This window comes from Salegentibacter haimaensis, assembly GCF_054121495.1.
In genome coordinates this window covers 120,327-144,806 of sequence record NZ_JBSYGH010000005.1, presented here as the reverse complement: position 1 = coordinate 144,806, position 24,480 = coordinate 120,327, and the positions used below count along the sequence as shown (strand labels likewise).

28 protein-coding genes and 1 tRNA gene are annotated in these 24,480 nt (G+C 39.8%); 15 read left to right on the top strand and 14 right to left on the bottom strand.

Annotation, left to right across the window (positions count from 1 at the left end):
- The first annotated feature begins 15 nt into the window (after nt 1-15).
- From ACW6QP_RS07035 to ACW6QP_RS07015, 5 genes are all read left to right on the top strand, one after another.
- Nucleotides 16-1,110, top strand: coding sequence for a BT_3928 family protein (locus ACW6QP_RS07035; RefSeq protein ID WP_457910150.1), 1,095 nt, complete (start codon nt 16-18; stop codon nt 1,108-1,110).
- A gap of 136 nt (nt 1,111-1,246) precedes the next feature.
- Nucleotides 1,247-1,999 (top strand): triose-phosphate isomerase, encoded by a 753-nt coding sequence (gene tpiA, locus ACW6QP_RS07030; protein ID WP_457910149.1) that lies wholly within the window; start codon nt 1,247-1,249, stop codon nt 1,997-1,999.
- A gap of 2 nt (nt 2,000-2,001) precedes the next feature.
- A complete protein-coding gene (prmA, locus tag ACW6QP_RS07025) occupies nt 2,002-2,835 on the top strand; it encodes a 50S ribosomal protein L11 methyltransferase (RefSeq protein ID WP_457910148.1) in 834 nt (277 codons plus the stop codon).
- Nucleotides 2,836-2,883: 48 nt separating this feature from the next.
- Nucleotides 2,884-3,153, top strand: a complete 270-nt coding sequence (locus ACW6QP_RS07020; protein ID WP_457910185.1) for an ATP-dependent Clp protease adaptor ClpS — start codon at nt 2,884-2,886, stop codon at nt 3,151-3,153.
- Nucleotides 3,154-3,243: 90 nt separating this feature from the next.
- Nucleotides 3,244-3,320: transfer RNA gene (locus tag ACW6QP_RS07015), tRNA-Arg, on the top strand.
- 107 nt (nt 3,321-3,427) lie between these two features.
- Here ACW6QP_RS07015 and ACW6QP_RS07010 read toward each other — a convergent pair.
- Nucleotides 3,428-4,420: a GlxA family transcriptional regulator gene (locus ACW6QP_RS07010; RefSeq protein ID WP_457910147.1), complete on the bottom strand. Its 993-nt coding sequence runs from the start codon at nt 4,418-4,420 to the stop codon at nt 3,428-3,430.
- 150 nt (nt 4,421-4,570) lie between these two features.
- Here ACW6QP_RS07010 and ACW6QP_RS07005 point away from each other — a divergent pair, with 150 nt between their 5' ends.
- From ACW6QP_RS07005 to ACW6QP_RS06985, 5 genes are read left to right on the top strand one after another with little or no spacing between them, the layout of a single operon-like run.
- Complete coding sequence (locus tag ACW6QP_RS07005) at nt 4,571-4,951, top strand: VOC family protein (RefSeq protein ID WP_457910146.1); 381 nt, start codon at nt 4,571-4,573, stop codon at nt 4,949-4,951.
- 11 nt (nt 4,952-4,962) lie between these two features.
- On the top strand, nt 4,963-5,322 hold the full coding sequence (locus ACW6QP_RS07000) for a nuclear transport factor 2 family protein (protein ID WP_457910145.1): 360 nt from the start codon (nt 4,963-4,965) through the stop codon (nt 5,320-5,322).
- 39 nt (nt 5,323-5,361) lie between these two features.
- A complete protein-coding gene (locus ACW6QP_RS06995) occupies nt 5,362-5,496 on the top strand; it encodes a VOC family protein (protein ID WP_457910144.1) in 135 nt (44 codons plus the stop codon).
- Between the two features lie 59 nt (nt 5,497-5,555).
- Nucleotides 5,556-6,416: an SRPBCC domain-containing protein gene (locus tag ACW6QP_RS06990; RefSeq protein ID WP_457910143.1), complete on the top strand. Its 861-nt coding sequence runs from the start codon at nt 5,556-5,558 to the stop codon at nt 6,414-6,416.
- A gap of 59 nt (nt 6,417-6,475) precedes the next feature.
- Nucleotides 6,476-6,910, top strand: a complete 435-nt coding sequence (locus ACW6QP_RS06985; RefSeq protein ID WP_457910142.1) for a VOC family protein — start codon at nt 6,476-6,478, stop codon at nt 6,908-6,910.
- 12 nt (nt 6,911-6,922) lie between these two features.
- Here ACW6QP_RS06985 and ACW6QP_RS06980 read toward each other — a convergent pair whose 3' ends face one another.
- Nucleotides 6,923-7,555 (bottom strand): hypothetical protein, encoded by a 633-nt coding sequence (locus ACW6QP_RS06980; protein WP_457910141.1) that lies wholly within the window; start codon nt 7,553-7,555, stop codon nt 6,923-6,925.
- A 354-nt stretch (nt 7,556-7,909) separates the two neighbouring features.
- Here ACW6QP_RS06980 and ACW6QP_RS06975 point away from each other — a divergent pair, with 354 nt between their 5' ends.
- A complete protein-coding gene (locus tag ACW6QP_RS06975; protein ID WP_457910140.1) occupies nt 7,910-9,226 on the top strand; it encodes an IS110 family RNA-guided transposase in 1,317 nt (438 codons plus the stop codon).
- A gap of 304 nt (nt 9,227-9,530) precedes the next feature.
- Here ACW6QP_RS06975 and ACW6QP_RS06970 read toward each other — a convergent pair whose 3' ends face one another.
- Nucleotides 9,531-9,944 (bottom strand): VOC family protein, encoded by a 414-nt coding sequence (locus ACW6QP_RS06970; RefSeq protein ID WP_457910139.1) that lies wholly within the window; start codon nt 9,942-9,944, stop codon nt 9,531-9,533.
- A 123-nt stretch (nt 9,945-10,067) separates the two neighbouring features.
- Nucleotides 10,068-10,421, bottom strand: coding sequence for a bleomycin resistance protein (locus ACW6QP_RS06965; RefSeq protein ID WP_457910138.1), 354 nt, complete (start codon nt 10,419-10,421; stop codon nt 10,068-10,070).
- A gap of 205 nt (nt 10,422-10,626) precedes the next feature.
- Between ACW6QP_RS06965 and ACW6QP_RS06960 the strand changes: the two genes are divergently transcribed.
- Nucleotides 10,627-12,102: an exonuclease domain-containing protein gene (locus ACW6QP_RS06960; RefSeq protein WP_457910137.1), complete on the top strand. Its 1,476-nt coding sequence runs from the start codon at nt 10,627-10,629 to the stop codon at nt 12,100-12,102.
- Between the two features lie 131 nt (nt 12,103-12,233).
- On the opposite strand, the gene ACW6QP_RS06955 is transcribed toward ACW6QP_RS06960, so the two are convergent.
- The 10 genes from ACW6QP_RS06955 to ACW6QP_RS06910 form a co-directional block, all read right to left on the bottom strand.
- A complete protein-coding gene (locus ACW6QP_RS06955; RefSeq protein WP_457910136.1) occupies nt 12,234-13,016 on the bottom strand; it encodes a hypothetical protein in 783 nt (260 codons plus the stop codon).
- A 118-nt stretch (nt 13,017-13,134) separates the two neighbouring features.
- A complete protein-coding gene (locus tag ACW6QP_RS06950; protein ID WP_457910135.1) occupies nt 13,135-13,881 on the bottom strand; it encodes a LytR/AlgR family response regulator transcription factor in 747 nt (248 codons plus the stop codon).
- A 254-nt stretch (nt 13,882-14,135) separates the two neighbouring features.
- Nucleotides 14,136-15,299, bottom strand: a complete 1,164-nt coding sequence (locus ACW6QP_RS06945) for a helix-turn-helix domain-containing protein (RefSeq protein ID WP_457910134.1) — start codon at nt 15,297-15,299, stop codon at nt 14,136-14,138.
- Between the two features lie 173 nt (nt 15,300-15,472).
- Nucleotides 15,473-16,708, bottom strand: coding sequence for a YaiO family outer membrane beta-barrel protein (locus tag ACW6QP_RS06940; RefSeq protein ID WP_457910133.1), 1,236 nt, complete (start codon nt 16,706-16,708; stop codon nt 15,473-15,475).
- 54 nt (nt 16,709-16,762) lie between these two features.
- Nucleotides 16,763-17,413 carry a DsbA family oxidoreductase gene (locus ACW6QP_RS06935; protein WP_457910132.1) on the bottom strand — a complete coding sequence of 217 codons (651 nt, stop codon included), beginning with the start codon at nt 17,411-17,413 and terminating at the stop codon, nt 16,763-16,765.
- A gap of 34 nt (nt 17,414-17,447) precedes the next feature.
- The gene (locus ACW6QP_RS06930) at nt 17,448-18,362 is read right to left on the bottom strand and encodes a pirin family protein (protein ID WP_457910131.1); all 915 of its coding nucleotides are present in this window, start codon (nt 18,360-18,362) and stop codon (nt 17,448-17,450) included.
- A gap of 19 nt (nt 18,363-18,381) precedes the next feature.
- Nucleotides 18,382-19,278, bottom strand: coding sequence for a DUF5996 family protein (locus tag ACW6QP_RS06925; protein ID WP_457910130.1), 897 nt, complete (start codon nt 19,276-19,278; stop codon nt 18,382-18,384).
- A gap of 84 nt (nt 19,279-19,362) precedes the next feature.
- Nucleotides 19,363-19,866 carry a hypothetical protein gene (locus tag ACW6QP_RS06920; RefSeq protein ID WP_457910129.1) on the bottom strand — a complete coding sequence of 168 codons (504 nt, stop codon included), beginning with the start codon at nt 19,864-19,866 and terminating at the stop codon, nt 19,363-19,365.
- A gap of 187 nt (nt 19,867-20,053) precedes the next feature.
- The gene (locus ACW6QP_RS06915; protein ID WP_457910128.1) at nt 20,054-20,497 is read right to left on the bottom strand and encodes a hypothetical protein; all 444 of its coding nucleotides are present in this window, start codon (nt 20,495-20,497) and stop codon (nt 20,054-20,056) included.
- Complete coding sequence (locus ACW6QP_RS06910) at nt 20,478-20,930, bottom strand: hypothetical protein (protein WP_457910127.1); 453 nt, start codon at nt 20,928-20,930, stop codon at nt 20,478-20,480. Before ACW6QP_RS06910 ends, ACW6QP_RS06915 begins: the two co-directional genes overlap by 20 nt.
- 291 nt (nt 20,931-21,221) lie before the next feature.
- Here ACW6QP_RS06910 and ACW6QP_RS06905 point away from each other — a divergent pair, with 291 nt between their 5' ends.
- The 3 genes from ACW6QP_RS06905 (at nt 21,222) to ACW6QP_RS06895 (ending at nt 24,436) form a co-directional block, all read left to right on the top strand.
- Nucleotides 21,222-21,881 (top strand): DUF5041 domain-containing protein, encoded by a 660-nt coding sequence (locus ACW6QP_RS06905; RefSeq protein ID WP_457910126.1) that lies wholly within the window; start codon nt 21,222-21,224, stop codon nt 21,879-21,881.
- A 149-nt stretch (nt 21,882-22,030) separates the two neighbouring features.
- Nucleotides 22,031-23,299, top strand: coding sequence for a Kelch repeat-containing protein (locus ACW6QP_RS06900; protein ID WP_457910125.1), 1,269 nt, complete (start codon nt 22,031-22,033; stop codon nt 23,297-23,299).
- A gap of 21 nt (nt 23,300-23,320) precedes the next feature.
- Nucleotides 23,321-24,436, top strand: a complete 1,116-nt coding sequence (locus tag ACW6QP_RS06895) for a serine hydrolase domain-containing protein (RefSeq protein ID WP_457910124.1) — start codon at nt 23,321-23,323, stop codon at nt 24,434-24,436.
- Nucleotides 24,437-24,480 lie beyond the last annotated feature (44 nt).

Genomic DNA, 24,480 nt, shown 5'->3' with positions numbered 1-24,480 from the left:
TAAAAAATAAAAAAGATGAAATTACTTGTAGGAATTTCCAGAGTGCTGGTTGGAGTTTTATTTATTTTTTCGGGATTTATAAAACTGAACGACCCGCTGGGATTTTCTTATAAGTTGCAGGAGTATTTCGGGGAAACCGTTTTAAACCTGGAATTTTTAATTCCCTATGCGCTGGTTTTAGCGATTTTGATAGTGGTTTTTGAATTGGTGCTCGGTATTATGCTGCTCATAGGTTACCTGCCGAAATTCACGGTTTGGAGCCTGCTTTTAATGATCGTTTTCTTTACATTTCTTACTTTTTATTCAGCTTATTTCAACAAGGTGACCGATTGTGGTTGCTTTGGTGACGCTATCCCACTAACGCCCTGGCAATCTTTTTATAAAGACGTGATTTTGCTGGTACTTATTCTTATCCTGTTTTTTAATCGGAAATATATTAGTCCGGTGTTCGTGCCGGCATCGCATCGATGGATCATTTTTTTATCGTTTATGCTATGTTTCCTTTTCGCCTATCACGTGTTGATGCATTTGCCGGTTTTTGATTTCAGGGCCTATGCCATAGGAAAAAATATCAAAGAACAAATGGAAGTCCCGGCTGATGCTGAAGGAGCTCTTTATGAATACAAATGGAAATTCAAAAGAGGTGGAGAAGAGGTGATTATTACCAATAATGGTGCTTATCCGCAGGTAGAAGGTGATTTTATAGACGTGGAGACCAAAATGATAAGAGAGGGATATCAGCCGCCCATAAGTGATTTTCAGGTAGAAAAGGATGGCGAAGATTTTACCGACGAATTACTGGAAGCCGAAAAAGTATTCCTGATCGTAGCTTATGATTTGCGTAAAACCGAACGCGATGGCTATAAGGCGGTCAAAGAACTTTCAGACCGCGCCATAAAACAGGGATATAAAGTCTATGGTTTAACGGCTTCAGGTGAGGATCGCCGGCAGGAGATCCTTCAGCAATACGATTTAAAATTCGATTTTTACCAGAGCGACGAGACAGTTCTAAAGACCATCGTACGAGCCAATCCCGGCTTTGTAGTATTAAATCGCGGAACCGTGACTCAGAAAAAACACTGGTTTGATGCTGAGGATATTAAATTGTAAATCATTCCCAATTATTTTTAAAAAATCTGTAAAAAGCCTTGAAAGGCTTTGTATCCTGAAGGCTATCTAAGCCTATATCGGTATATTTGTTTTTCGCGGAAAACTTCTGCCAACTAAAAATTTAAAGCATCGAATTATGAGAAAAAAAATAGTAGCCGGAAACTGGAAGATGAACAACGACCTGGCCGAAACCCAGGAACTTTTAGGACATTTAAAAACTCAAATGGTAAAAGAACCTGAAGCGGAGGTGATGGTAGCTCCGGCTTTTACCAATCTTTACGAGGCCTTCAATAGTCTTAAAGATTCACCTATTATCGTGGCTGCCCAAAATATGCATCAAAGTGAAAGCGGAGCCTATACCGGGGAGGTGTCGGCCAAAATGCTTAAAAGCATTGGGGTAAACACCGTGATTTTAGGACATAGCGAGCGCCGGGCCCATTTTGGGGAAACCAACGAAATTCTTGCCAGCAAGGTAAATGCTGCATTGGAAAGCGAGATGCGAATTATCTTTTGTTTCGGGGAAGAACTGCAGGACCGCAAAAATGAAAAGCATTTTGAAGTGGTAGAGAAGCAACTTAAGGAGAGCCTCTTCCAGATCGATGAAAATGCCTGGGAAAATGTAGTTTTGGCCTATGAGCCGGTTTGGGCTATAGGAACCGGGGAAACCGCTTCGCCAGAGCAGGCCCAGGAAATGCACGCTTTTATTAGAAAAAGCATCGCTAAACATTTTAATGATAATATTGCTAACGATGTTTCTATTCTTTACGGTGGAAGTGTAAAACCCGATAACGCAGCTGAAATCTTCGCTAAAGAAGATGTAGATGGCGGACTTATTGGCGGAGCCAGCCTTAAAGCAGAAGATTTTCTTGTGATCGTTGAATCTTTCTAGAAATGGCGACCAATTATCTTGAATTTCAGTTTAAAATTGAACCGCTGCAGCCGGCTTCTGAAATACTTATTGCCGAACTCGGCTACCTGGGCTTTGAAAGTTTTGTGGAGACTGAAGATGGGGTGACGGCTTATATTCCGGTAGAAGAATATGAAGAAGATTTGCTGGCCAATGTGCACATTCTGCAGTCGGAAGAGTTTGAGATCATTTATGAGAAAAATGAGATCGAACAGGTAAACTGGAATGAAGAGTGGGAAAAGAACTTCAGCCCCATCCTGGTAGATGATATTTGCAGTGTGCGGGCCCCTTTTCACCCTGAGCCCGATGTGGAGTACGACATAGTGATTGAACCCAAGATGTCGTTTGGTACCGGCCACCACGCCACCACTCATATGATGATTCAACATATTCTGAAAAACGATTTTCAGGGTAAGGATGTACTTGATATGGGCTGTGGTACAGGCGTTTTGGCAATTTTAGCCTCAATGCGCGGTGCTAAGTTTTGTGATGCCATAGACATCGATAATTGGTGCTACCAGAACAGCCTGGAGAATGTGCAACGCAATGACTGCGATAATATTAATGTAGAGGAGGGGGGAGCCGAATTGCTCGAAGGCAGAGAATACGATATTATTCTGGCCAATATAAACCGCAATATCCTGTTGAGGGATTTGCCGATATATCGAAAATGCCTGAAATCGGGCGGGGAGATTTACCTCAGCGGATTTTACGAAGAAGATCTGCCAGTAATTAAGGAGGCTTGTGAAAGTTTGGATATGGAATATATAGAGCATCTGGAACGCAATCGATGGGTTTCGGTAAAGTTTTCAGCTTAAGCATTTTAGAAGTATTTTGTATATTTGAAGCCCTAAAAAATGAAGATGATGAGTACACAGGAAGAAGTACTGGAAAAAGTAGATACCAAAGTAGACAGATTAAACGAGATCGTTTTATACAACGATGACTATAACACCTTTGACCACGTAATTAACTGTTTGATAGCCGCTTGTGAGCATACGCCCGAGCAGGCCGAGCAGTGTTCAATAATTGTGCATTATAAAGGTAAATGTACGGTAAAAACCGGCGCCTATGATGACCTGAAACCCCGTTGCAGCAAACTATTGGACGAGGGTTTAAGTGCCGAGATAATTTAATGGGAAAAAAATCCCGGGATTCTTTTCAGAAGTTAAAATAAACAATATATTTGCAGCCGCTAATCCGGATAAGGAGAGGCGATAAATAAAGGCCTCGTGGCGCAACTGAATAGCGCATCTGATTACGGCTCAGAAGGTTCCAGGTTTGAATCCTGGCGAGGTCACCAGAAAAATGCGTACAAACGCCCAAACCCCTTGAGAAATCAAGGGGTTTTGTTTTTAATGGAGATTAATATCCAGTAGAATGTAACCGATAAACTTTTAGTTCCTAAAATTAATTTTCAATATCAGCTAAAGTACGATGATACTTATTTCGATATTGAACAGGAGAAATACCGGTAAACTTCCTGAAGGTATGACGAAATGATCTTTCGTCAGAATACCCCACTTCAAACATAATTTCAGCAACATTATCGTTTTTAGTCTCCAGGCTGCGTTTAGCTGCTTCAACCTTTACGCGCTGAATATAACTATTTACAGTATTGTTGGTTGCTTTCTTAAATCGACGCTCCAGGCTACGGCGACAGAGTGCAAATTTTTCAGCAAGATCGGCCACATTGATTTTCTCCTGGAAATTTGACTCAATATACTTTTGAACTTTCAATACGATCAAATCGTCATGGTCTTTCTGGCCTTCGAAAATGCGAAAAGTTGATTGTTCGGCCTTATCCATTTCTATCATAAATGTTTTCGAAGTAAGAATGGCTAATTCTCTACCAGCATATTTTTCAATAAGATAGAGTAACAGATTTAGATAGGAGTAAGCCCCACCGCTGGTATAAATACCAGAATCTTCAGTTAATATTTTATCGGCCATCAATTTTATTTTGGGATACCGCGATTTGAAATCATCAGCATGAATCCAATGTGTGGAACATTGTTTACCGTCCAGAAGTCCGGTTTCGGCCAGGAAGAATGCAGCTACGCATAAACTCGCGACTTCGGTGCCTGCTTTATAGTGTTGTATCAACCAGGGAATAAAGTCCTTATTTCTTTCTAAAGCAATATCTGGCTGATCGTGAATAGCTGGAATTATAATTAAATCGGTATGGTCTATTTCATCGATCATTTTCTCAGGCCTTATAGTGAAAAGCCCGTTTGTTTGCTCGGTAATTCTTGAAATCCCAACTAATTCGACTTTAAAAAGGGGCTTCTTCCCGCGCCCTTCTAAAAAACTATTCACCTGATTAAATATTTGGTAGGCCCCCACGATATTTACCAGACTGGTGTGTCCCCTGGGGATAAGTATTGAAATATGTTTCTTCATCTCCAATAGTTAAGTTCTAAAAATCAGATGATTAAAATACTAAAAATCGCTGCAAATTTGTCGCAATTACCCCCAAAACTTGGCGGAAACCCCCATCTGATTATTTTGTAAAGGCTTGTAAATTTATCATAATCAAATAATTAAAAAGTGATGTTTCATTTTTCGGAGGTGTTTAGCAGTTTTTCCGTAAAGGATATTGAGAAGGCGAGGGGATTTTATAAAGAGATTCTGGGTTTCAATATTAAAAATGATCCTATGGGATTTATAGAAATTAAAATTTCAGGCGCTAAGCCTATAGTTATATATCCCAAATCAGATCACCAACCGGCTGGTTTTACCGTTTTGAATATCCCGGTTGAAAATATCGATAAGGCTGTGGAGAGTTTAAATTCTAAAGGAGTGGAATTTGAGCAATACGATGGCGCTATAAAAACTGATCAAAAGGGTATCTACCGGGGGAAGGATACTGAACCTCAAATTGCCTGGTTTAGAGATCCCTCGGGAAATATCATTTCAATTCTGGAAAATTAAAATTTTAAAAGATGAGTGAAAAAGAAAAGTTTATTCAGGAATTAAATCGGGCTTTTGAAAAGGGAGATATAGAGGCCATTTTAGAAAGTATGACCGATGATATCGAATGGGATATGGTAGGAGGAAAGAGGCATAAAGGGAAAGCTACCATTAAGGAAGAAATGAGCAGTATGTCCGATTTTGAAATGATAGAGATGCAATTAGATAAGATTATTACCCACGGCAAACTAGCCTCGGCCAATGGCACTTTTAAAATGAAAGAAAAAGGCCAGGTAAACTCATATGCCTTTTGTGATGTGTATGAATTTTCCGGCTTTAAGAATCCAAAAATAAAGAAATTAACCGCCTATGTGGTACCAATTAATCACTAAGCTACCTCCTGCAGATTTTCTACATTTAAATGATAAAGAATGGAATCACAAAAAATAATCCCGAATCTCTGGTTTGACCCTGAAAAATATAGCGCTGAAGCTGCTGCTGAATTTTACAATAAAGTTTTTAATAATCTAAGTATTGAAACCATAGCCCGCTATGAAAAAGTTTAATATTCAACAATTAAAGGAGGATTTTGAAGATAAATCTTAACCAATAAATTAAAATACCGATGGAACGAAATAAGTTTGAAATTAGAATTAATGCGCCCAGAGTTAAGGTTTGGGATGTGTTATGGAGCGATGAAACCTATCCCAGGTGGACCTCGGCTTTTAGCGAAGGCTCCAGGGCCAAGTCAACCTGGAACGAGGGAGATAAGATCTACTTTCTTAATTCAGATGGAGAGGGAATGGTGGCCAGAATCGAAAAGCGCAAGGACCCTGAAATTATGAACTTTAAACATATCGGGATGATTGATAAAACCGGGAAGGAAGATCTGGAAAGCGAAAAAGTGCAGGCCTGGGCAGGCGCGAGGGAAAATTATCAACTGAAAGAGGAAGGCGGAAAAACATTGCTAACGGTATTTATGGATATAGACGGGGAATACAAAGATTATTTTCTCAAAACCTGGCCAAAAGCTTTGGAAAAGCTAAAGCAGCTTTCAGAAGAGAATTCTCTGGGAGAGGTTATAAGAATCAAAACTACTGTGAATGCTCCGGTAGAGCAGGTCTGGGAGCTGTGGACAAATCCGGGACATATTGAAAACTGGAATGCAGCTTCTGAAGACTGGCATACTCCAAAGGCTATAAATGAGGTAAGAGAAAATGGAAGGTTTACCTCCAGAATGGAGGCTAAAGATGGTAGCAGTGGTTTTGATTTTAGTGGTGTTTACACCGAAGTGAAGAAGAATGAAAGCCTGAAATATGTGATGGATGATAAACGTAAGGTACAGGTGCAATTCATTTCTAAAAATGGTCAAACCCATATTATTGAGGAATTTGAACCGGAGAACCAGAACAGCCGGCATTTACAGAAGCAAGGCTGGCAGGCGATTTTAAATAATTTTAAAAAATATGTGGAGCACAAAAGCTAACTGTGACCCTATAAAATCCCAACTGCGAGATTCTTCAACCCAAAATTAAATTAAAAAGAATGGCAACACTAAACCCCTATTTAAATTTTAATGGAAATTGTGAGGAAGCTTTCAATTTCTATAAAAGCATTTTTGGCAATGAATTCAGCGATCTAATGCGCTTTAAGGATATGCCGCCGGGCGCGGAAGGCTCCAGCCAAATTTCAGAGCAAAACCTGGATCAAATAATGCATGTTTCTCTACCCATTGGGGATTGTGTTTTAATGGGATCGGACTGTCTGGAATCTTTCGGACAAAAGGCGGTTTTTGGAAGTAGTAATTATATTTCTCTTACGCCAGATAGCGAAGCTGAAACCCGAAGAATTTTTAAAGAGCTTTCAAAAGGCGGGGAGGTAGAAATGCAGCTCGAAGAAATGTTTTGGGGGGATCTATTTGCCAGCTTTACAGATAAGTTTGGAATAAAATGGATGATTAACTTTCCGATAGATAGCTAATTTCCGGTAATTTTATTCAAATCCTATTGAAAACTTATTCTGAGTGTTATATTTTTCTGGTTTTCCTATTGAAACCATCCACCTGTCATAGGCGGCTTTTTTTAGCCACTGAGCCTGGTAATGATCCTGAAGATTTGGTGCCTCACTGGCAGAGGTGGCCAGCCTGGAAGCGGTTTCGTAATCTTTGGGGTTATGGCTATGATGAAAGATAAATGCGGCGTGAAATTGATCTAATGGCGTTAAGTTATGTTGCTTACTATGAATTTCCTTAGCCTGTTTTAACCTTATTTCATCTCTTTTTTTTAGATTTCCCAATAGGTAAGATTTCAACTGCATCCTGTCTTTTTGATCTGTTTTATAAGCATATTCCAGTTTTTTACTGCTAGTTCCAGAATTGACTATTGCATTGTCATACGGGCGAAAGAGGGAGCTAAGAATGCCTATGATAAAAATAATGCTAAGTTTAAGTGGAATTTTAAAAACCGCCGATTTTACCTTTATAAAAAAAGAGAAGACTCCTGCCACCCCAAGGAATAATAATGTTAAGCCCAGCAGGAATAACAGGAAAAATTCAAAGGAGGTTAATTGTAGAGTTATAATTACTATAAATATTGATACAAGCGAATAAATTAATTTTTGTTTCATAGGTTAGTTGGCTTCTATTCTAAAGACGCTTTTCAAATTGCTTTGTTGCAGAAGGCATAGCCCCTCTATGCTGCGGGTTTGCATCGCGTCCCATATTAGCTAATAAACCTTCGTCAGTTCGAGATTTGAGATAAAAAATTTATCTAGCGAAAAGAATTGACGTATGGGGTTGTATTTTTATAAGGAAATTTAAACCACAATTTGGCCGTTATACACATAGTGTTTTATACCTGTGTTCGAGTATGGTTTTCGGAAAATAATGGTAGCGATTTTGGTGCTCAATCCCCTATTGATGCCCGCATGGTAGTCTTACTGCTTTAGAATTCTCCGATGTGGTTTTTAAACTTTTTTATTATGAAAAAGATTCACAAACATGCTGCGGGCATTGATATTGGAGCCCGTAAAATTTTTGTAGGTCTTGAAGGGAAAGAAGTGAAAAGCTTCGAGACTTTTACTGAGGATTTAGAAATGGCAGCGGATTATTTGATCGATAATAATATCGAAACTGTTGCTTTGGAAGCCACTGGAGTTTATTGGGTTATTCTCTTTGATATTCTACAGGCCAGAGGAATCGATGTTTGGTTGGTAGATGGGAGAAGTACTAAACAAGTTCCCGGCAGAAAAACAGATGTAAAGGATTGCCAGTGGATACAACAGTTGCATAGCCATGGACTTCTTAGCAGATGTTTTGTAGCAGAAGATCTTGTTCAGGAACTACGGGAATATCAACGCCTTCGGGAAGATCACATTCGCAGTGCGGCAATGCATATAAATCATATGCAAAAAGCCCTCACCATGATGAATATTCGCTTAAAAGAAGTTTTAAGCCAAGTGCATGGAGTCAGTGGATTGAGGGTAATCCGAGCTATTCTCAAAGGAGAAAGAAATCCGGAAGATCTGGTAGAGTTATGCGAAAGAAGCATTTTAAAAACAAAAAGGGAACTGGTAATAAAATCTCTAAAAGGGCACTACACCCAAGCGGGTTTATTCGCATTAGAACAGGCAGTTGCTTGTTATGATTTTTATCAGGGACAAATAGTTCAGTGTGATGAAAAATTAAGTGAAGTTCTTAAGAAGATGAGCGGAGAGAATGGTGATGAATCTCTCAAGCCAGGGAAGAAAAAACCAAGGAAGCCTATAAGGCATCATAAACCAAAGATTGAAAACCTCGACCGCTATTTACTAAATATATTTAACCATAGGGATGCCACTGTTTTACCTGGAATAACAGATTATACCTGGATGCAACTCCTTGCCGAGGTGGGTACAGATATGAAGAAATGGGCAACAGAAAAACATTTCACTTCCTGGCTTGGCCTTGCTCCAAAACAACATCACTCCGGCAAAATGAGGAAGAACCATAAATCAAAAGGGCAGCCCAAAGCAGGATTAATCTTTAAACAAGTGGCCACAAGCCTTCTCAATAGTAAAAAAATTGCACTGGGTGCCTTTGGTAGAAAACTAAGAGCCCGAAAGGGACCTGGCCACGCTATAAAAGCAATGGCCAGAAAATTAGCAGAACTTTACTGGAAATTATTTGTTAAAGGTTTAGATTATATAGAGAAAGGAATAAAAGATTATGAAGATAAAATTAACCTGAATAAAGAAAGAAATCTAAGAAAAATGGCCAAAGAACTTGGAATGATAATTAGTTATAATACAGCTAGTTAAAAAATACGTCAATGGTAGTGAATTTTTTCGACCGGCAGGGAGAAGAAATTAGTATCGAGAACTCGCCCAGTAAAAAACTCGAACTAATGATCTTCAAACCCTCAAATCTTCAATTTTGAATCTTAAATTTTAAATCATCACCCCAGGCTGGTGCGCGATGGCCTTGCGTTCCCTTCTTTTCCTTTCAAATCTTCTCAGTTTGTTTCATTTAAACCTATCATATTGTTCAACAAATTTATATCTATTTTCATCCGGCAAATCTGGAAAACCATCCCCTACAATCGCGCGGGAGCGGGTTCATTTTTTAGAATGGGAGTGCTTCGCTGTTTTCGCTGGGTTCTATTAAGTCCCATAAATTCCCATACAGGTCTTCAAACACAGCAACTTCACCGTACTTCCCCCTTTCAGGGGGGCGAACAAAGTTTATTTCCTTTTCCAGCATCCTTTGGTAATCCCGTTTGAAATCATCTGTAAACAAAAACAGGAAAACCCGCCCGCCAGTTTGATTTCCAATTCTTTTTTCCTGCTCCTTATTAGCTGCTTTCGCCAGAAGTAAACAGCAGTCTTTGGCGCCTTTCGGTGCGACGCGAACCCATCTTTTTGCTTCACTTAGTTTGGTATCCTCAATGAGCACGAATCCAAGCTTATCAGTATAAAACGCGATGGCTTCGTCATAGTCCCTAACAAGTAGTGCGATATTTGCAATGCGTTGATTCAAATTCAGTTTTTAAGTTTTTCCAAAATTTTCGGCCCTGGTTTGGTCCGGGATCTCAGCTAAGTCCCGCAGGATGGCGAAAGATGTTCCCGGGCATTGGCTTTTTGCGGTCTTTATTTAACTTAATCAAATACTTTGGCCAAATGTCAATAAATTATAATCTGGGTCAAGAATGGCAAATTCTTTCTTTCCCCAGGGTTTCGTTTCCAGTATACCTGCAGGGTGAATTGTAATGCTGTTCTCCAGGATTGATTTATAAAGCTCCCCGATCTTATCTGTTCTTATATAAACCTGGCCATAATTTTCTTTTGGGTTTAAACCTTTAAATTCAAAAAAATGAAGCTGAATTTTATCTTTTTGCATCATCAGATAGCCTGGATAGTCATTTTTTCCAAATTCAGAAAACCCCAGTTTTAAATAAAAATCTCTAGTGACAAGCTTATCACGCATTGGTAGTTTTGGATGTATTTCTGTGAGCATAATTTCGGTTTTATTAAAGATACTCTGTTTTTGTGAAATTTGACCTCGTGCTGTTTCGAGGTCCCTGGCAGCATTTTAATAATTAAGGTCTATTCTGAATTTTGTATTTCGGGCTGCCTTTTCTTCTTCTAAGTTCCGGAAATCTTGTTTCTAAATTACCTGGGACTATTTCCATTAGATTGGATTTTTTCCTACTTTTGCTCTTATGGAAAAGCAGTTATTTGCAGTCATCGATGTGGAAACCACCGGAGGGGGCATCCGCGGAAATAAGCTTACCGAAATTTGTATCGTGCTGCTGCGGGGCTCAGAAGTTATAAATAAGTACACCAGCCTTATCAATCCGCATAAGATTATTCCGGGGCATATAACTGCCTTAACCGGGATCGACAATGAGATGGTGGCCAATGCCCCTACATTCGATGAGGTAGCCGAAAAGATAGAGGAGTTTACCCGGGATGCGGTCTTTGTTGCCCACAATGTGAATTTCGACTATAACGTACTGCGCAATGAGTTTAAAAGCCTGGGGCTGGATTACAATCGCAAAAAGCTGTGTACTGTAAGGCTCTCCCGAAAATTGATTCCCGGCTTGTTTTCCTACAGCCTGGGCAATTTATGCAGCTCAATTAATATACCCCTGGTCAACCGGCATAGAGCCGAAGGCGATACCGACGCTACTGTAATTTTATTTCAACGCCTGCTGGCACTGGATGAGGATTTTAATGAAATCAATTCCTTCCTTCATCCGCGATCGAGACAGGCCACCCTGCCCCCGCATATAGCTTCAGAACAAATTCAGGAATTACCAGAATCTGAAGGAATCTATTTATTTAAAGACAAAAAACACAAGGTGATCTATGCGGGAAAAGCCCGGAATATCAAAAAACGCGTCATTTCGCATTTTTACGACAGGATGAGTAAGGAATACCAATTAGGCCAACAAACCTATCATATCGATTATGAGACTACCGGAAACGAATTGGTCGCCTTGCTGCTGGAAGCCGAATGCATCAGGAAATATTATCCCAAATTTAATCGGGCGCAAAAGAAACCGGGACCTGTCTACCAGGTGGTGAGTTATAAAAATCAGTTGGGCGTGCTGCAACTGGCCCTGGAGCGAACCCATAAACGCCGGGACAGGGTTGGTATTTTTTATAGCCGGGCCTCGGCCGTAGAAAAACTGGAGTCTCTTTGCCGGGAGTTTAAACTTTGCCCGCGCTACTGCAGTTTACAACAAAAGTCGGGCGAATGTTCGCATTACAGCATAAAGACCTGTGAGGGAATTTGCTGCGGAAAGGAAGACCTGGAAGTTTATAATAAAAAAGTTACTCAAGCCATCGCTTCGATTTTTGAAGATTCCAGCAGTTTTATTATTCGTGAAAAAGGCCGACATAAAAACGAAGAGGCATTCATCTGGGTGAAAGAAGGGAATTACCAGGGCTTCGGATTTCTGGATTCGGAAACGCAGTTGTTAAGTCCCGAAGACCTGGAGCCATTCTTAAAACGCCAGCCCGCGACCTACCATACGCATAAAATTTTGCGCAGTTATCTTCGGAAGCAGGAAAACCCCAGGTTAATTAATTTTGAAGAAAAATCAGGTGCTTCTTCCGTTCAACCTGAAACAGGCTTCCACGATCATAGGATGATAAAAGCAGCACACGGGACCCTGGTTTTAGAATTTTAAGGGTATTACCGGGCTGCTCCTGTAAATGAGTAATTTAAGATAATCGCATTCTTTCCAAAATTATCTGTAAAAAGGTGCAAAGCTGTTGCCCTGCACTTTTTTCTCTACCTGAAATATCTTCATAGAACAGACTAATCCTTAATCGGGGTAGCCGAGGTATAGGCTAAATCGGGTCGCATCTTTCCGGTTTTGGTCTCGTATTTAGATACATATTGCATCATCTCGTTCATTAATTTTTCCCCTTGTTCCCCCAAAAGTTTATTGGTTTCCTCTGAAGTTTCAAGATATGATTTCGCATCCTTTGCCGAGATCACCACCAGGAAATAATCTCCTGTAGTTCCAAAACCATTGCGGTAGATACGATAATGCTGTGGCGCAGCTTTTTCTTCATACAAGCTTCTTATTTCCATCATTTTATTGCGAAGATTCGTTACATTTTGGGGGCTTACGTGAAAGAAGTGCCATTTCCTGTAATCTTCCCCGGGCGTATTTGGCGACAAACCATTTGGCATATACGACATATTGCCAACGAGGTGCACCACATAATTTCGATGAGAGTCATAGCATTTGTCGAAGCGGGTGAACATTTCCCTGAATTTTTCTTCACCCATTTTCTCTGCCATAGGAGCCAGCGGATTATTATCCAAATCTCCCATTTTACTTATTGGACTAATGCTTAAATAAATACCCTCATCGAGTCGTGCTGTGGTAAAATCGGCATCCTGTAGGTTGTGTTCTTTACAGGCCGCGATAAAATCTTTGGTGACAGCTTCATATTCCTTGTACATTGAAGGTTTTACCTGATCTTCATGTATCCAGAATGCCTGATTGGTACCGGAACTCTGGGCCTGCATCCCGATGCATGATAAAAGTAAGCCTACAAAAAGACCCATAAATAATTGTAACGATTTCATAATTCCTTAATTTTTAGATTAGGAATTTAATTTAGTCTGTTAACACATTAAAAACAAGTGCCTTGGGACGAACGAGCTCAAACCTGGGACGAAGAATCAAAAACCTTATCCGAAGCATTTAAATGCTTTGCAATCTCGACAATAATGCTGGACGTAGGTTTTTAGCCATAGGAATGGCCTTTCTGGCAATTACTACATGAGAACCTCCAATTTCATCAATTCGGGAAAGATTAATGATGTAGGACCTGTGAATCCTGAAGAAATGGGTGTCGGGTAACTTGGTGTCCATATTTTTAAGACTGTTCACCAAAAGGTATTCTTTTTGGGTAGAATATATGCGGCAATAGTTACGGTTTGCCTCGATATAACAAATAGCATTTATATCTACCTTCACCAAAGATTCCTGGTGCCTGATAAAAAGACACTCCCGGGACACAAAATTAGTATTCGATAATTTTTGTTCAGGTCTTGGGACGTGAATTCTACAGGCCAGTTGGTTGAGGCTTTGCTCAATACTATGCTGAAGTTCTTCCCTGTTCGAAGACCGGGATATAAATATGTGCTGGTTTTCGGCTTCGGCCCGGTTCCAGTGTGCCTCACTGGCATTGGAAGTAAGATAAATTACAGCAATGTCTTTGTGCATTTGCTGCAATTTTTGAGCGGTTTCCACTGCGTCTACATCTCCTTTTAGATGCAGGTCGATTAAGGCGATATCGGGCCGGTTATTGACCATAAAATTGAGGGCATCCTTTCCCCGGGATAGAATCGCTGAGACCTCATAACCTAACTCCAGAAGTTGCAGCGAAATTGTAGAGGCAATTCGCATATCTTCCTCGATAATCAAAATTTTAATCGGCTGAATCATTAAAATCTAATTTTTAGATTAGCGGGGGGAGATGGTATGTTTACTTTCGCTACGGAAACTTTCTAAAACCCAAGAGCCTGGTTGAATAACTATTCAGCTAGATTCAATTTTAGGGCAGGCAAAACATTAGAAGGGGTGGAGGCAGGAGTTGAGGCAAAATCACTCTAATTTACTGAAAATTTCCAGGTATTCAGGTACCCGAGGCCGGGATTTTTGAAGCTGAAGTGAAAAAATCTATTTCCTGATATTGGTTTTTACCTTAAAGACCTGGCGTATTCTCCCGGGCTAATATTTGCAAGCTTCCGAAACCATTTGCTAAAAGTGGCCGGGCTGGTAAAGCCGCATTTTTCAGCCAGGTTTTCTAAACTATTGTTCTCTAAAAAATCTGCTTCGATTAAAGCCATAGCCTCGTTCATTCGTAAAGTGTTGGTATAGACTTCGAAACTTTGGCCATAATATTCCTGTAAAAAATAGGAAATATGATGCGTAGGCATTTCAAGGATCCTGGCACATTCGTTAATATTAAACGATTTTTTCAGGAATAACCTGCTTTCTTTTAACTCATCAAATTTTGCCCGAATTTCCATTTCATCACGTTCGAATTTCAGAGCATTTGCTTCAGACGAATCAGGTATAGTAGGGGAGAGCGCTGATTTGTTTGGCTGGGGGTAGCCATATAAAATACTGGGAAAAAATATAGGTACAGTTCCCAGAAGCACCAGTGCGAGATAAAGGAAAAAGGTCACCAGGCCGCCTTTTTGCCCGATAATCATCAGGTCAAAAAACTTTACCAGCATAATTTTTTCGAGGGCATAAATTATTGCCAAAACCGCCATAAGCATTAAAATTCCCCAAAAAACCAGCAGCCATTTGTTCAGCCTGTTTTTCAGTTCTTCATCGGGGCCGTTTTTGATAAAGAATTTTATTTCAGGAAATAAAACCGCCAATACCCCAAACTGCCAGAGATGTCTCATTAACAGGTGCTGGTCCAGGCTAAGCAGCAAATATTCTACATTAAGCCTGGTTTCGGGATTCGCAATGGTTTCAGAAATAATACTATTGTATAAAGCTGCGGGTTGAAGATAGACGTAGGTAACATCTACTAAACCAATCAGGAAAGGAACAAGTAGAATTAATTCAGCTTTATCCCATTTAAATTCATCTGTAATTACCACTTTGAAGTAATAATAAATCGGGATAAAAATTAAATGGTAGGGCAGCAATGGCCAGAGAAAAAACCATTGAAAATGCTGCAAATAGCCGCCGTCGATAATAAATGCCTGCAAGACGTAAACCGATAACAGGAAATAAAAACTTCCAAGAATACGGCTGGCGAGAATGTTGGTAGAAGTCTTAAGAAATAAGTTTACAGATAAGATGAAACCAAAAATCGCGGCAATGAATAAAAAAATTACCATATCCTATTATTGCCTGCCTGTTAACTGCTGTCGCATTAGTAAACCCGGAGTTTCTGTTCAGAGAAAATTATAAGGCTAAATATATTCAAATACAGTTAGTTTCAAAATATTATTTGCCCGAAGGGGAAAAATCCCCAGAAACAGTTAAAGCTCTGAAGCTGTTCGGCTTTCGTCTAAAATCGATACCGGTATCCCGCACTTAAAATCGCCTGGGTTCCATCTCTGTTTGCAGTGATTTCTTCAAATAAAACCCCCGCTTCAGCTCTTAAAATATGATGACTGCCCAGTAGAAAATTGATGCCTCCTCCCGCAAAGTAGGCATCGAGTGCCGGGTTATCCTGCACCTGGGCAAAAAGGGTGCTTTCATCGGGAGAAATTCCGCGGCTAAGGCGGGTGAACAGAAAATTATCGGTGCCCGAGTAGTAATAGCGAACATTGAGCTGATGGTTTTCTATGGTATTATTTAACCTCTTAGGTCCCACAGCCGACCTCAGATTAAAATAAAATTTCCCGGCATAATAGGTGATTCCTCCAATTCCGGTAAAATAATCACTATCGTTGAGGCGCATCCATCGGGCTCCGGCTTCCAGTTCAAAAGCCTTGAAAACCGAGAAAAAAGCCGAGCTGCTGGCTCTGAACTCTGGGAATAACTCATCATTGGAATAGCCGATATTTCCGAGGAAATAAAGATTCTCGTTAACAATAGGGTAGAAGTCGATTTCGTAGAGCTGCCCCGAATCAAAGCCGCGATCTGAATGAGTTACCCGCCCTACAAGCACCGTTTTGCCGATGTTTTGCTGGTATTCCAGCATATAATTATGCCAGGAATCCCGGTTATAATCTTCGCTGAAATTGAAAAGCTGATAGGTGAGTCCCAATTCATTATTCAGGCTTAGCTTCAGGATCTGGTTTAGTCTTAATCGCTGCTCGTTGGTGAGATCTCCCTGCTTCAATAAATTTTCGGCCAGCCTGCGACCCTCTTTTACCTGCCCCTGCTCGATTAAAATCTGTGCTTTTAGAATTTGAATTTCGGCATCATCATAAACTTCAGAAAGTCTATCCAGGTAAAAAATAGCTTCCGAAGAATTTAAAAGTTGCGCCTGCCGCAAGCCCAGGTCCTTTACCTCGGGATAGTTGGGTGCAGTGAGGTACAGGCTATCCAAATCGGCACGGGCCTTCTCTGGATTCTCCAAAGCCTGATGCGTGCGTATTCTCAATAAACGAATGTCGTGGTATTCGGGAGCCAGCTGCAGGCCGCGATTGGCGTATTTTAAAGCTTCAGCAAAATTTCCCTGCCGGTATTGCTCCAGGCCTTGTTGCAGTAAAATATCGGTGTTGGTTTCTTTGATTTCCTGGCTGAAAGTGATAAGTGAAAAGCTAAAAAAGAATAACAGGATGGGGAGCCTCATATTTTAAATTTTATCAAATTTATAGAAATGCTTTCAGGATTTAAATTTTGTAGGCTAATTGCCTGCATTCTTTTCTTCCTGCCAAACTTTTTCTAAAGTCTCCAAAAATACTTCTTCGGGCTGTGCGCCAGAAACGCCGTATTTATCATTCAGCACAAAAAACGGAACCCCCCGCACCCCAATATTTCTCGCCTCCATTTCGTCCTGTTTCACTTCATAAGCGAAAGCATCGCCTTGCAGTACTTTTTCTGTTTCTTCTGAAGACATTCCTATAGACCCGGCGATCTCTACCAGGCTTTGGGTATCGTCTATATTCACAGCATTTTCGAAATGGGCCTTGAAAAGCGCCTCTTCAATCTCATTACCCAGGTTTTTAGATTTTGCCAGCTGTATTAATCGATGCGCTTTAAAGGAATTGGCGGTCACGGTGTTTTCCAGGTCAAAATTCAGGCCTACATCTGCAGCCAATTGGGTAGCTCCTGTAAACATTTCCCGGGCCTGGTCTTCGCTTACGCCTTTGGTTTGTACAAAATAATCGAGTGTGCTGGTATTGGGACTGGTTTCCAGGTGCGGATCTAACTGAAAACTCTTCCATTCAATCTCAATTTTTTCTGAATGCGGAAATTTCTCCAGCGCAGCTTCAAATTTTTTCTTTCCGATATAACAAAAGGGACATCTAACGTCAGACCATATTTTTACTTTCATTCTTTTTCTTTTTCAGGTTGGCAATATTTTAATTTTAAGAGAGCGGCTCTGGCGGCGGATCATTCTTGGGCTTAAACGGGTTTTCCGGAAGCGGGATAAATTCCTTATCATCATTTTCAGGCAACAAAATTCGTCCCTGTTTCCAGTCTTCCTTGGCCTGCTCGATTCGTTCCTTGCGCGAAGAAACAAAGTTCCACCAAATAAATCGTTCTCCAAGGGGTTCGCCGCCTAAAAGCATAAGATCAGCGGCTTCTTTCGCGCGAATCACCGCATCTTTTCCGGGTTCGAAAACCAGCATCTGCCCGGCTTTGTAGCTGCGACCGCCCACTTCCAGGCTGCCTTTGGCGATATACAGGCCTCTTTCACTGTGTTTATCGGGTAGGGCAAACTTGGCTCCCGGCTCGAGTTTTACATGCAAATAGAAAAGAGGGGAGTGGGTGCTTACCTTGTTGTTGAGCCCATAGGCATCGCCGGCGATAAGCCGCATCCAAACGCCTTTATCGGTGTAGACCGGCAGCTCTTCGGGTTTGTAATTTTCAAAACTCGGGGCGTCTTCCTCGTTTTTTTCGGGCAGGGCTACCCAGGTTTGAATGAGTTCCAGGGAATTTTCGGCTAAAACTCCGGGGTCTTCAAATCGCTCGGAATGGGAAATCCCGCTGCCGGCGGTCATCCAGTTCACCTCGCCGGGTTTGATAATTTGCTGCACACCCAGGCTGTCGCGATGTACCAGTTCGCCGCTAAACAGGTAGCTCACCGTAGACAAACCAATATGCGGATGCGGCAACACATCCATAGATTTTTTCAGTTCGGGTCGCAGCGACACCGGGCCGCCGTGGTCCATAAAAATGAAAGGGCCTACCATACGTTGTTTTCGAAAAGGTAAAATTCGTTTCACCTGCATTCCTTCGCCCAGCGAGGCCTGCCTTGCATCGATTACCAGTTTTAGCATAAGATTAGTTTTTTCTGAATTATTCCAGTGCCTCCCGGTCCCAGTTGGCCAGCTCGGTGCCCGCATTATACACCGACTTTAAAAATGCCATCAGGTCTTCTTCAGGATTTTCGGCTTGCTGCACGGCTTTATAGGGCAGCACAAATTCCCGTAAATCCTTATGATAAAAGGCCTTGGCGGGTTGCACTTTGGCCTTATTAAAACCATCGGGTTCGGGATAAAGATAGGAATAAAAGGCAGGATCGGGAAGGGCTTCACTGCCGGGCCAGAAGCCAAAACTCATCACCTCGTGGGAGTAGGCCTCTTCGGCCACCCTGTTGGCTAAGTTGGGAATGCCGCCGGGGTGTTTGGGCGCTTTGCGGCCTGAAAATAAAGAGACCGCCACATCAAAACTACCCCAAAAGAAATGCACCTCGCTGCTCTTGCCCTTAAAGCCGCATTTAAAGTGGAAAAACACCTCCTGCATCGCCAGCAAGGCCCTGTGAAGGGCGGTGGCAGCTTCGGGATCATATTTATTGTGCTTGTTTTCTTGAAAAGGAATCGCCTCGAGCACCTCTACGGGTTTGTTGTAGATCTTCGGAAAGATTTTTAGCGCCTCGAGTTCGCTGAAAAGTTTTTTATGGAAGTCGGCTACCGAAAGTCCCTGCAGCTTAAATTCACGATTTTCGCCCAGGCTGGTTTGTAGTTTTAATTTATGCTGTACCAAATCCAGCAGCAACTGATACGAAATATTTTCATGCGAGAGGGTTTTGGTAGCGAGCCCTTCGGGACTCATTCGCAATGCCACGTGCCAGGAATGGTTCTGCCAGGGCAGGCAGGCCAGCTGAATCTTGCCCAGAATCTGGCTGAACATATGCAAGCTGTAATAGGTGTCTTTTCCCTGGGAATAGGATAACTCTGGCCATATTGATTTCATAGCGCAATTTTTTAAAAATGAGGTTTTAAGTTACGATAAATTTGAATGAGCTGCGGAATCGAATTTTTTGAAGTTTAGGCTGAATTACGAATTATTCATCGCCGGATAAAGATTGCGATAAATGAGGTCGAAACTGAAGCTGTTGAGGTAAAGTTCAGCGATCACGGCCAGGCTGGCAAGGAATATTAATAGGAGGTCAAATTTTGAAAATTTAGGGAGGATCTTTTTATAATAAATTCCAAATATAATAAGGCCGAGTATTAGCAGAATTCCTTTGTAGATCCAGTTAAAATTTTTCTCTTCCTCACAATAGATTCCAGTGATCATAAAAAGCGAAAGCGCCAGGTAGCAATTTGCCAGGATAATGAGCAACAGACTTACCAACCTTAATTTTGCCGGAAGCCAGACTGCTACCAAAATTATAGCCAAAGCCAGGCAAATTGGAAAAAGATAGAAAAGCCAGCTTAGATATTCTCTCTCATAAAAATACCGGTTAAAGATCACAAAATCGATCGCGGCTATGTAGAAAATAAGCGCCAGAGCTGCTAATAGCAATAATTCAAGAAAAAATTTAATGAAAAACTTCAAATTTGGAATTTCAACGAATTTAGTTAAAATTTTATTAACTTCCCACCCCAGGCAGCTCATCCCTACACAGGCTGTACTTGAAATTTATAAAACCGAATCCCTAAATAGTCGCATTTTTCCCGGGAGAATTCTGATGAAAGATTAAAAATTTAGGGGTATAAGACGTTGGCAAACATTATTAGGAAAATTACGCCTTTAAATTATCATTACAATATTGCTTGATAGCATCCAAAGATTCCTTTGCTATTTCTAAGCTTTCAGGTTCGATATGATAATTTTTATATCTGGAGTTATGACAAATGTCATAAAGATCACTATAACTTCTCCAAATCTCTTCTGTAGTATTATATTTCACAAATCTTTTCATTATATCGTGAGGAGTTCCCTGACAAAATCTTGAAAAAACCTGTTTATATTCATTATAAGATTTGAATTCTCTTTCAATGTTCTCTTCCTCCTTTCCAGGTTGTAAATATATAGATGGAAAAAGACTACCTTCAAAAAATTTTAAGGAGCAATAAAAAGCTGTGGTAATTTCCCAATCAGGAAATTCACCAGATTTCTTTATATAATTATGAGCTTTTAAATTGTGTGAGGCGTGATCAAATGGATCATACTTTTTCTGTCCCATATTTAAATATGAATCCGTCAGAGGTTATATTATCTACAACTAATTCTTCCGAATAAGACATAAAAGAAAAAGTCAAATCTATTCTACTATTAGTGCTATTAATATGTTCGGAGATTTTATATGATTTCCATCTCTTCTCCTTTGAATAATAATCCTCTTTTTTAATTACAACTAAGCATTTGAATGCATTGAAATTAATAATTTTAAGATACATCTCTTTTACTTCAACACCTACTTCTAAAAGTTTAGATTTTAGTAAAGATGAAGAATGGGCGGCTGATTGCAGATTTTTCTTAAAATCAATTTCTATTTCTTTTTGAAAATCTTCTCTTCCACGAACATAAGAAGAGTGTAACAATTCACTAATAGATAATTGCTCTCCTACAATGCCAAAATCTAAAAGATTTAATTGATTTCCTGAATTTTCCACCATATGAAAGATGTTTTCAATTTAAAATAATCTAAAAAATATTCTATTTGAAAACTTTTGCAAAGTTAGATTTAAAAAATTAATTAGCAATACTGATTCAATAATAACTAAAAATACAAAATTTATTGATTTAGATCAAAACGTTTGCCAACATCGGTTAATCGCAAATAACGGGTAATTTTTTTTAAGTATTAGATTTCAGTAGTTAATTATTTTTTAATTAAGCTGACAAATCCGTTTTTAAAATCCCGTAACTTGCGATAACCGTAAGCGTTGTGTACAATAATTTTAAAGATGAATAAACTACTTTCAATATTATTGATTCTAATTTCAATAAATATTTATTCTCAATCAATTAGAATTGAAGATCCTCAAAGTCAGTTAGAAAAGGAAGATCCTGATAATTTATATAATCAAGAAAATATATCGAAGCTAGATTTGTTAGAAGCTTTAGAATTAGCCTCAATTGGAATACATAAATTCAATATTGGTGAATTTGAAAGAGAGTATAAACTTCAGATTTTTGCAGAAGAATATGTTAATGGCAAAAACATTAAAACAGACACGTTATTAGATTATACTAATGATTATGATTTTGTGGTCGACGACGAGTTTTATCAAGGATTTATTGATCAGATTAAAATTTTTACTAAAACTGAGGAAAACAACAGTACTTTAGATATTCGGACATATGCTCTGAGTTCAAAATCTCAGATCAATCTTGCTAAGAATGATCATCGGCAATTTTATATCTGGCGTAAGTATGCAGATACAACGTGGGAATTAAATAAGAAAATTCCGTTATTAATATTTGCGTCTTCTTGGTTAGATAAAAAAAATAATTTTCATAGATTTTGTGGTGTTGTTAAATTAAAGGATGACGATAAACAGACTAATGAGTTATTAAATTCATCCCCAAATTATATAGTTATTTCTTACAAAATTACCGAGTAAAAATTATTGTACACAATAACGGCTCATCGCCAATAGTCAGCAGCCTTCGAAAGAAAATAATTAACTTGACTAACAAACAATACTAAGACGACAACCCGATAGCTAATGCCGTAACTTCGGTTAACCCCAATCATAACAAATTTTTTATAATGAAAAATAGATTATTACTAACTCTAGCTCTTATAGCAATTAACGCCTGTTCAACTGAGGAAAATCCCGGTAATGAGGTGGTAAATTTCCCTCCTGAGGATTTTAATCTTTTGAAAGTTGAGAATAAAAAATTGGAAGTTGCTTTAAATCCAGAATTATCCTGGAGCGAAGCTATAGATCCAGATGGGGACGCCGTAAATTATTCTGTATTAATCGATGAAAGTAACCCCCCGTCAAGAGCGATAGTTGAAAATATTAATTCTAATTCATTTACGGTTGAAGAACCTTTGCAAAATTGCAAGACCTACTATTGGCAGGTTATAGCTACCGATTCAAATGGAAATCAAACCAAATCAGAAATATTTGAATTTCAGACCTATGCCATAAACTTTGAAAATTTTACTGTTTCCAATGATGCTGCTTTTTCAGGTAGAAGAGGCCACTCAACCTCTGTATTTAAAGATCGATTATGGATTGTTGGGGGCGATGTGGGGGCACTTCAAAAGACCAATTCAGTTTGGTCAAGTAATAATGGATTTGTTTGGGAAGAAATAAATGACGCACCAGCTTTTGAATCCAGAAGCGACCATTCTGCTTTGGTATTCAAAGATAAATTATGGATTATCGCTGGTAGAGTTTCAGGTAATTCTGAAAATATTGATAGAAATGATGTATGGAACACTAAAAATGGTGTAGAATGGACAGAAGTAACCAATTCCAGTAATTTTTCAAAAAGATTTGGTCAGGGAGTGGTCGTTTTTCAGAACAAAATGTGGATGGTGGGAGGATTTGATGGGGAATATCTAAATGATGTCTGGTCAAGTGAAGATGGAAAGAACTGGAATCAAATTGCTGCATCAACTCCATTTTCTGGGCGCGTCTCCCATTCCTTAACTATTTTAAATAATAAACTTTGGTTAATAGGTGGTCGGGACGCTGAAGGCAATAGAAAAAATGATGTCTGGTCAAGCGAAGATGGCATTAACTGGAATGAAGTAACAAATAACGCTCCATTTACACCTAGAAGTTTACATGGCTCTGTAGCTTTTTGTGATAAACTTTGGGTTATTGGTGGCGCTAGTGGGCCAGATTGGCGAAATGATGTTTGGTATAGTGAAGATGGAGAAGTCTGGAGTCAAATAGAAGATGAAATTCCATTTATTGGAAGGCATTCCCACACGGTTACCTGGTTTAAAGATAATCTATGGATTATTGGAGGCCTGGGAAGTGATTATAATTTAAAAAATGATGTTATTGCCATACAATAAACCTTGCTAAATCAGGGAATCATGACAAGATTGCCAATATTTACTCCTATGAAAAACCTGCTCTATTTTCCCTTTCTGATGTTTGCCTTTGCGATCTGTTCAGCTCAAAATTCAGAGTCAGAGAAAGAGATCGAAACTTTCCTGAATAATTTATCTGAAGCAGATTTTTCAGGAGCGATTCTGGTGGCGAAAGAGGATAGTATTCTTCAAAAACGGGCATATGGGCTGGCGAGTAAGGAATTTGGAGTAAAGAATGAAACAGATACTAAATTCAATATTGCTTCGATTACCAAAACATTAACCGCCGTAGCGGTTCTGCAGCTGTACGATCAGGGAAAAATAGAACTCGATGTACCCATTGGGAAGTATCTGGAAGATTATCCGAATTCAGAAATTAGAAATTCTGCTACGATTTCACATTTATTAACTCACACTGCCGGCCTGCCGAATTTCTATGTCACGAATTTTTTAGAGCAGTGTAAATTCAAATTTAAAGAAGTGAGTGATTTTTCGGCTTTGTTTGAAAATGACAGTCTGCTTGCAGCTCCCGGCGAAGAATATCATTACGATGCTGCCGGCTATGTGTTGCTCGGACTCATCATCGAAAAAGTTTCCGGAACCGATTATTACACTTACCTCGAAGAGAATATTTTTCAAATGACCGGGATGTCTAAATCGGCCGCCTACGAAGTAGATGCCTTAATTCCCAATAAAGCCAGTGGCTACACCTATGCGGGAGATACTACCGGGGTTTTAAAAAACAATATTTTTTACCTGTCAAAAGCTTCCCCGGGAGGTTTTCATTATTCTACGGTAGAGGATCTTTATAATTTCAACCGGGCGCTGTTTCAGCATCAATTGATTTCAGCAAAAAGTCTGGAGTTGATGATTGAGCCCAGGGTAAAAGGCTATAACACCCATCTAGGCTACGGAATTGATATCGACCAAAGGTATGGTGAAAAAATACTGGGGCATAGCGGGGGCTGGTATGGCATTAGTGGCGAATTGATCTATTTCCCGGAATCTGCCTATACCATTGTAATCTTATCTAATGAAGATGCCACAGAGAATTCTGGCGCCATGATGGTTTCGTCTTTTTTTAAGGGATTGATTGCAGGGCCTATGAATAGGGGTTAAGTGAAGATTTGGCAGAATAATTCGAATTAAACCCATCCCACACC

Coding starts and splice junctions, on each gene's coding strand:
- ACW6QP_RS06935 (WP_457910132.1), bottom strand. CDS start 17,413: ATGAAAGTAAAAATATGGTCTGACGTTAGATGTCCCTTTTGTTATATC.
- ACW6QP_RS06975 (WP_457910140.1), top strand. CDS start 7,910: ATGAAAAAGATTCACAAACATGCTGCGGGCATTGATATTGGAGCCCGT.
- prmA (WP_457910148.1), top strand. CDS start 2,002: ATGGCGACCAATTATCTTGAATTTCAGTTTAAAATTGAACCGCTGCAG.
- ACW6QP_RS06985 (WP_457910142.1), top strand. CDS start 6,476: ATGGCAACACTAAACCCCTATTTAAATTTTAATGGAAATTGTGAGGAA.
- ACW6QP_RS07035 (WP_457910150.1), top strand. CDS start 16: ATGAAATTACTTGTAGGAATTTCCAGAGTGCTGGTTGGAGTTTTATTT.
- ACW6QP_RS06905 (WP_457910126.1), top strand. CDS start 21,222: ATGAATAAACTACTTTCAATATTATTGATTCTAATTTCAATAAATATT.
- ACW6QP_RS07000 (WP_457910145.1), top strand. CDS start 4,963: ATGAGTGAAAAAGAAAAGTTTATTCAGGAATTAAATCGGGCTTTTGAA.
- ACW6QP_RS06950 (WP_457910135.1), bottom strand. CDS start 13,881: ATGATTCAGCCGATTAAAATTTTGATTATCGAGGAAGATATGCGAATT.
- tpiA (WP_457910149.1), top strand. CDS start 1,247: ATGAGAAAAAAAATAGTAGCCGGAAACTGGAAGATGAACAACGACCTG.
- ACW6QP_RS06900 (WP_457910125.1), top strand. CDS start 22,031: ATGAAAAATAGATTATTACTAACTCTAGCTCTTATAGCAATTAACGCC.
- ACW6QP_RS06925 (WP_457910130.1), bottom strand. CDS start 19,278: ATGAAATCAATATGGCCAGAGTTATCCTATTCCCAGGGAAAAGACACC.
- ACW6QP_RS06965 (WP_457910138.1), bottom strand. CDS start 10,421: ATGCTCACAGAAATACATCCAAAACTACCAATGCGTGATAAGCTTGTC.
- ACW6QP_RS06915 (WP_457910128.1), bottom strand. CDS start 20,497: ATGGGACAGAAAAAGTATGATCCATTTGATCACGCCTCACACAATTTA.
- ACW6QP_RS06940 (WP_457910133.1), bottom strand. CDS start 16,708: ATGAGGCTCCCCATCCTGTTATTCTTTTTTAGCTTTTCACTTATCACT.
- ACW6QP_RS06960 (WP_457910137.1), top strand. CDS start 10,627: ATGGAAAAGCAGTTATTTGCAGTCATCGATGTGGAAACCACCGGAGGG.
- ACW6QP_RS06955 (WP_457910136.1), bottom strand. CDS start 13,016: ATGAAATCGTTACAATTATTTATGGGTCTTTTTGTAGGCTTACTTTTA.
- ACW6QP_RS07005 (WP_457910146.1), top strand. CDS start 4,571: ATGTTTCATTTTTCGGAGGTGTTTAGCAGTTTTTCCGTAAAGGATATT.
- ACW6QP_RS06980 (WP_457910141.1), bottom strand. CDS start 7,555: ATGAAACAAAAATTAATTTATTCGCTTGTATCAATATTTATAGTAATT.
- ACW6QP_RS06910 (WP_457910127.1), bottom strand. CDS start 20,930: ATGGTGGAAAATTCAGGAAATCAATTAAATCTTTTAGATTTTGGCATT.
- ACW6QP_RS07010 (WP_457910147.1), bottom strand. CDS start 4,420: ATGAAGAAACATATTTCAATACTTATCCCCAGGGGACACACCAGTCTG.
- ACW6QP_RS07020 (WP_457910185.1), top strand. CDS start 2,884: ATGAGTACACAGGAAGAAGTACTGGAAAAAGTAGATACCAAAGTAGAC.
- ACW6QP_RS06995 (WP_457910144.1), top strand. CDS start 5,362: ATGGAATCACAAAAAATAATCCCGAATCTCTGGTTTGACCCTGAAAAA.
- ACW6QP_RS06990 (WP_457910143.1), top strand. CDS start 5,556: ATGGAACGAAATAAGTTTGAAATTAGAATTAATGCGCCCAGAGTTAAG.
- ACW6QP_RS06930 (WP_457910131.1), bottom strand. CDS start 18,362: ATGCTAAAACTGGTAATCGATGCAAGGCAGGCCTCGCTGGGCGAAGGA.
- ACW6QP_RS06895 (WP_457910124.1), top strand. CDS start 23,321: ATGACAAGATTGCCAATATTTACTCCTATGAAAAACCTGCTCTATTTT.
- ACW6QP_RS06945 (WP_457910134.1), bottom strand. CDS start 15,299: ATGGTAATTTTTTTATTCATTGCCGCGATTTTTGGTTTCATCTTATCT.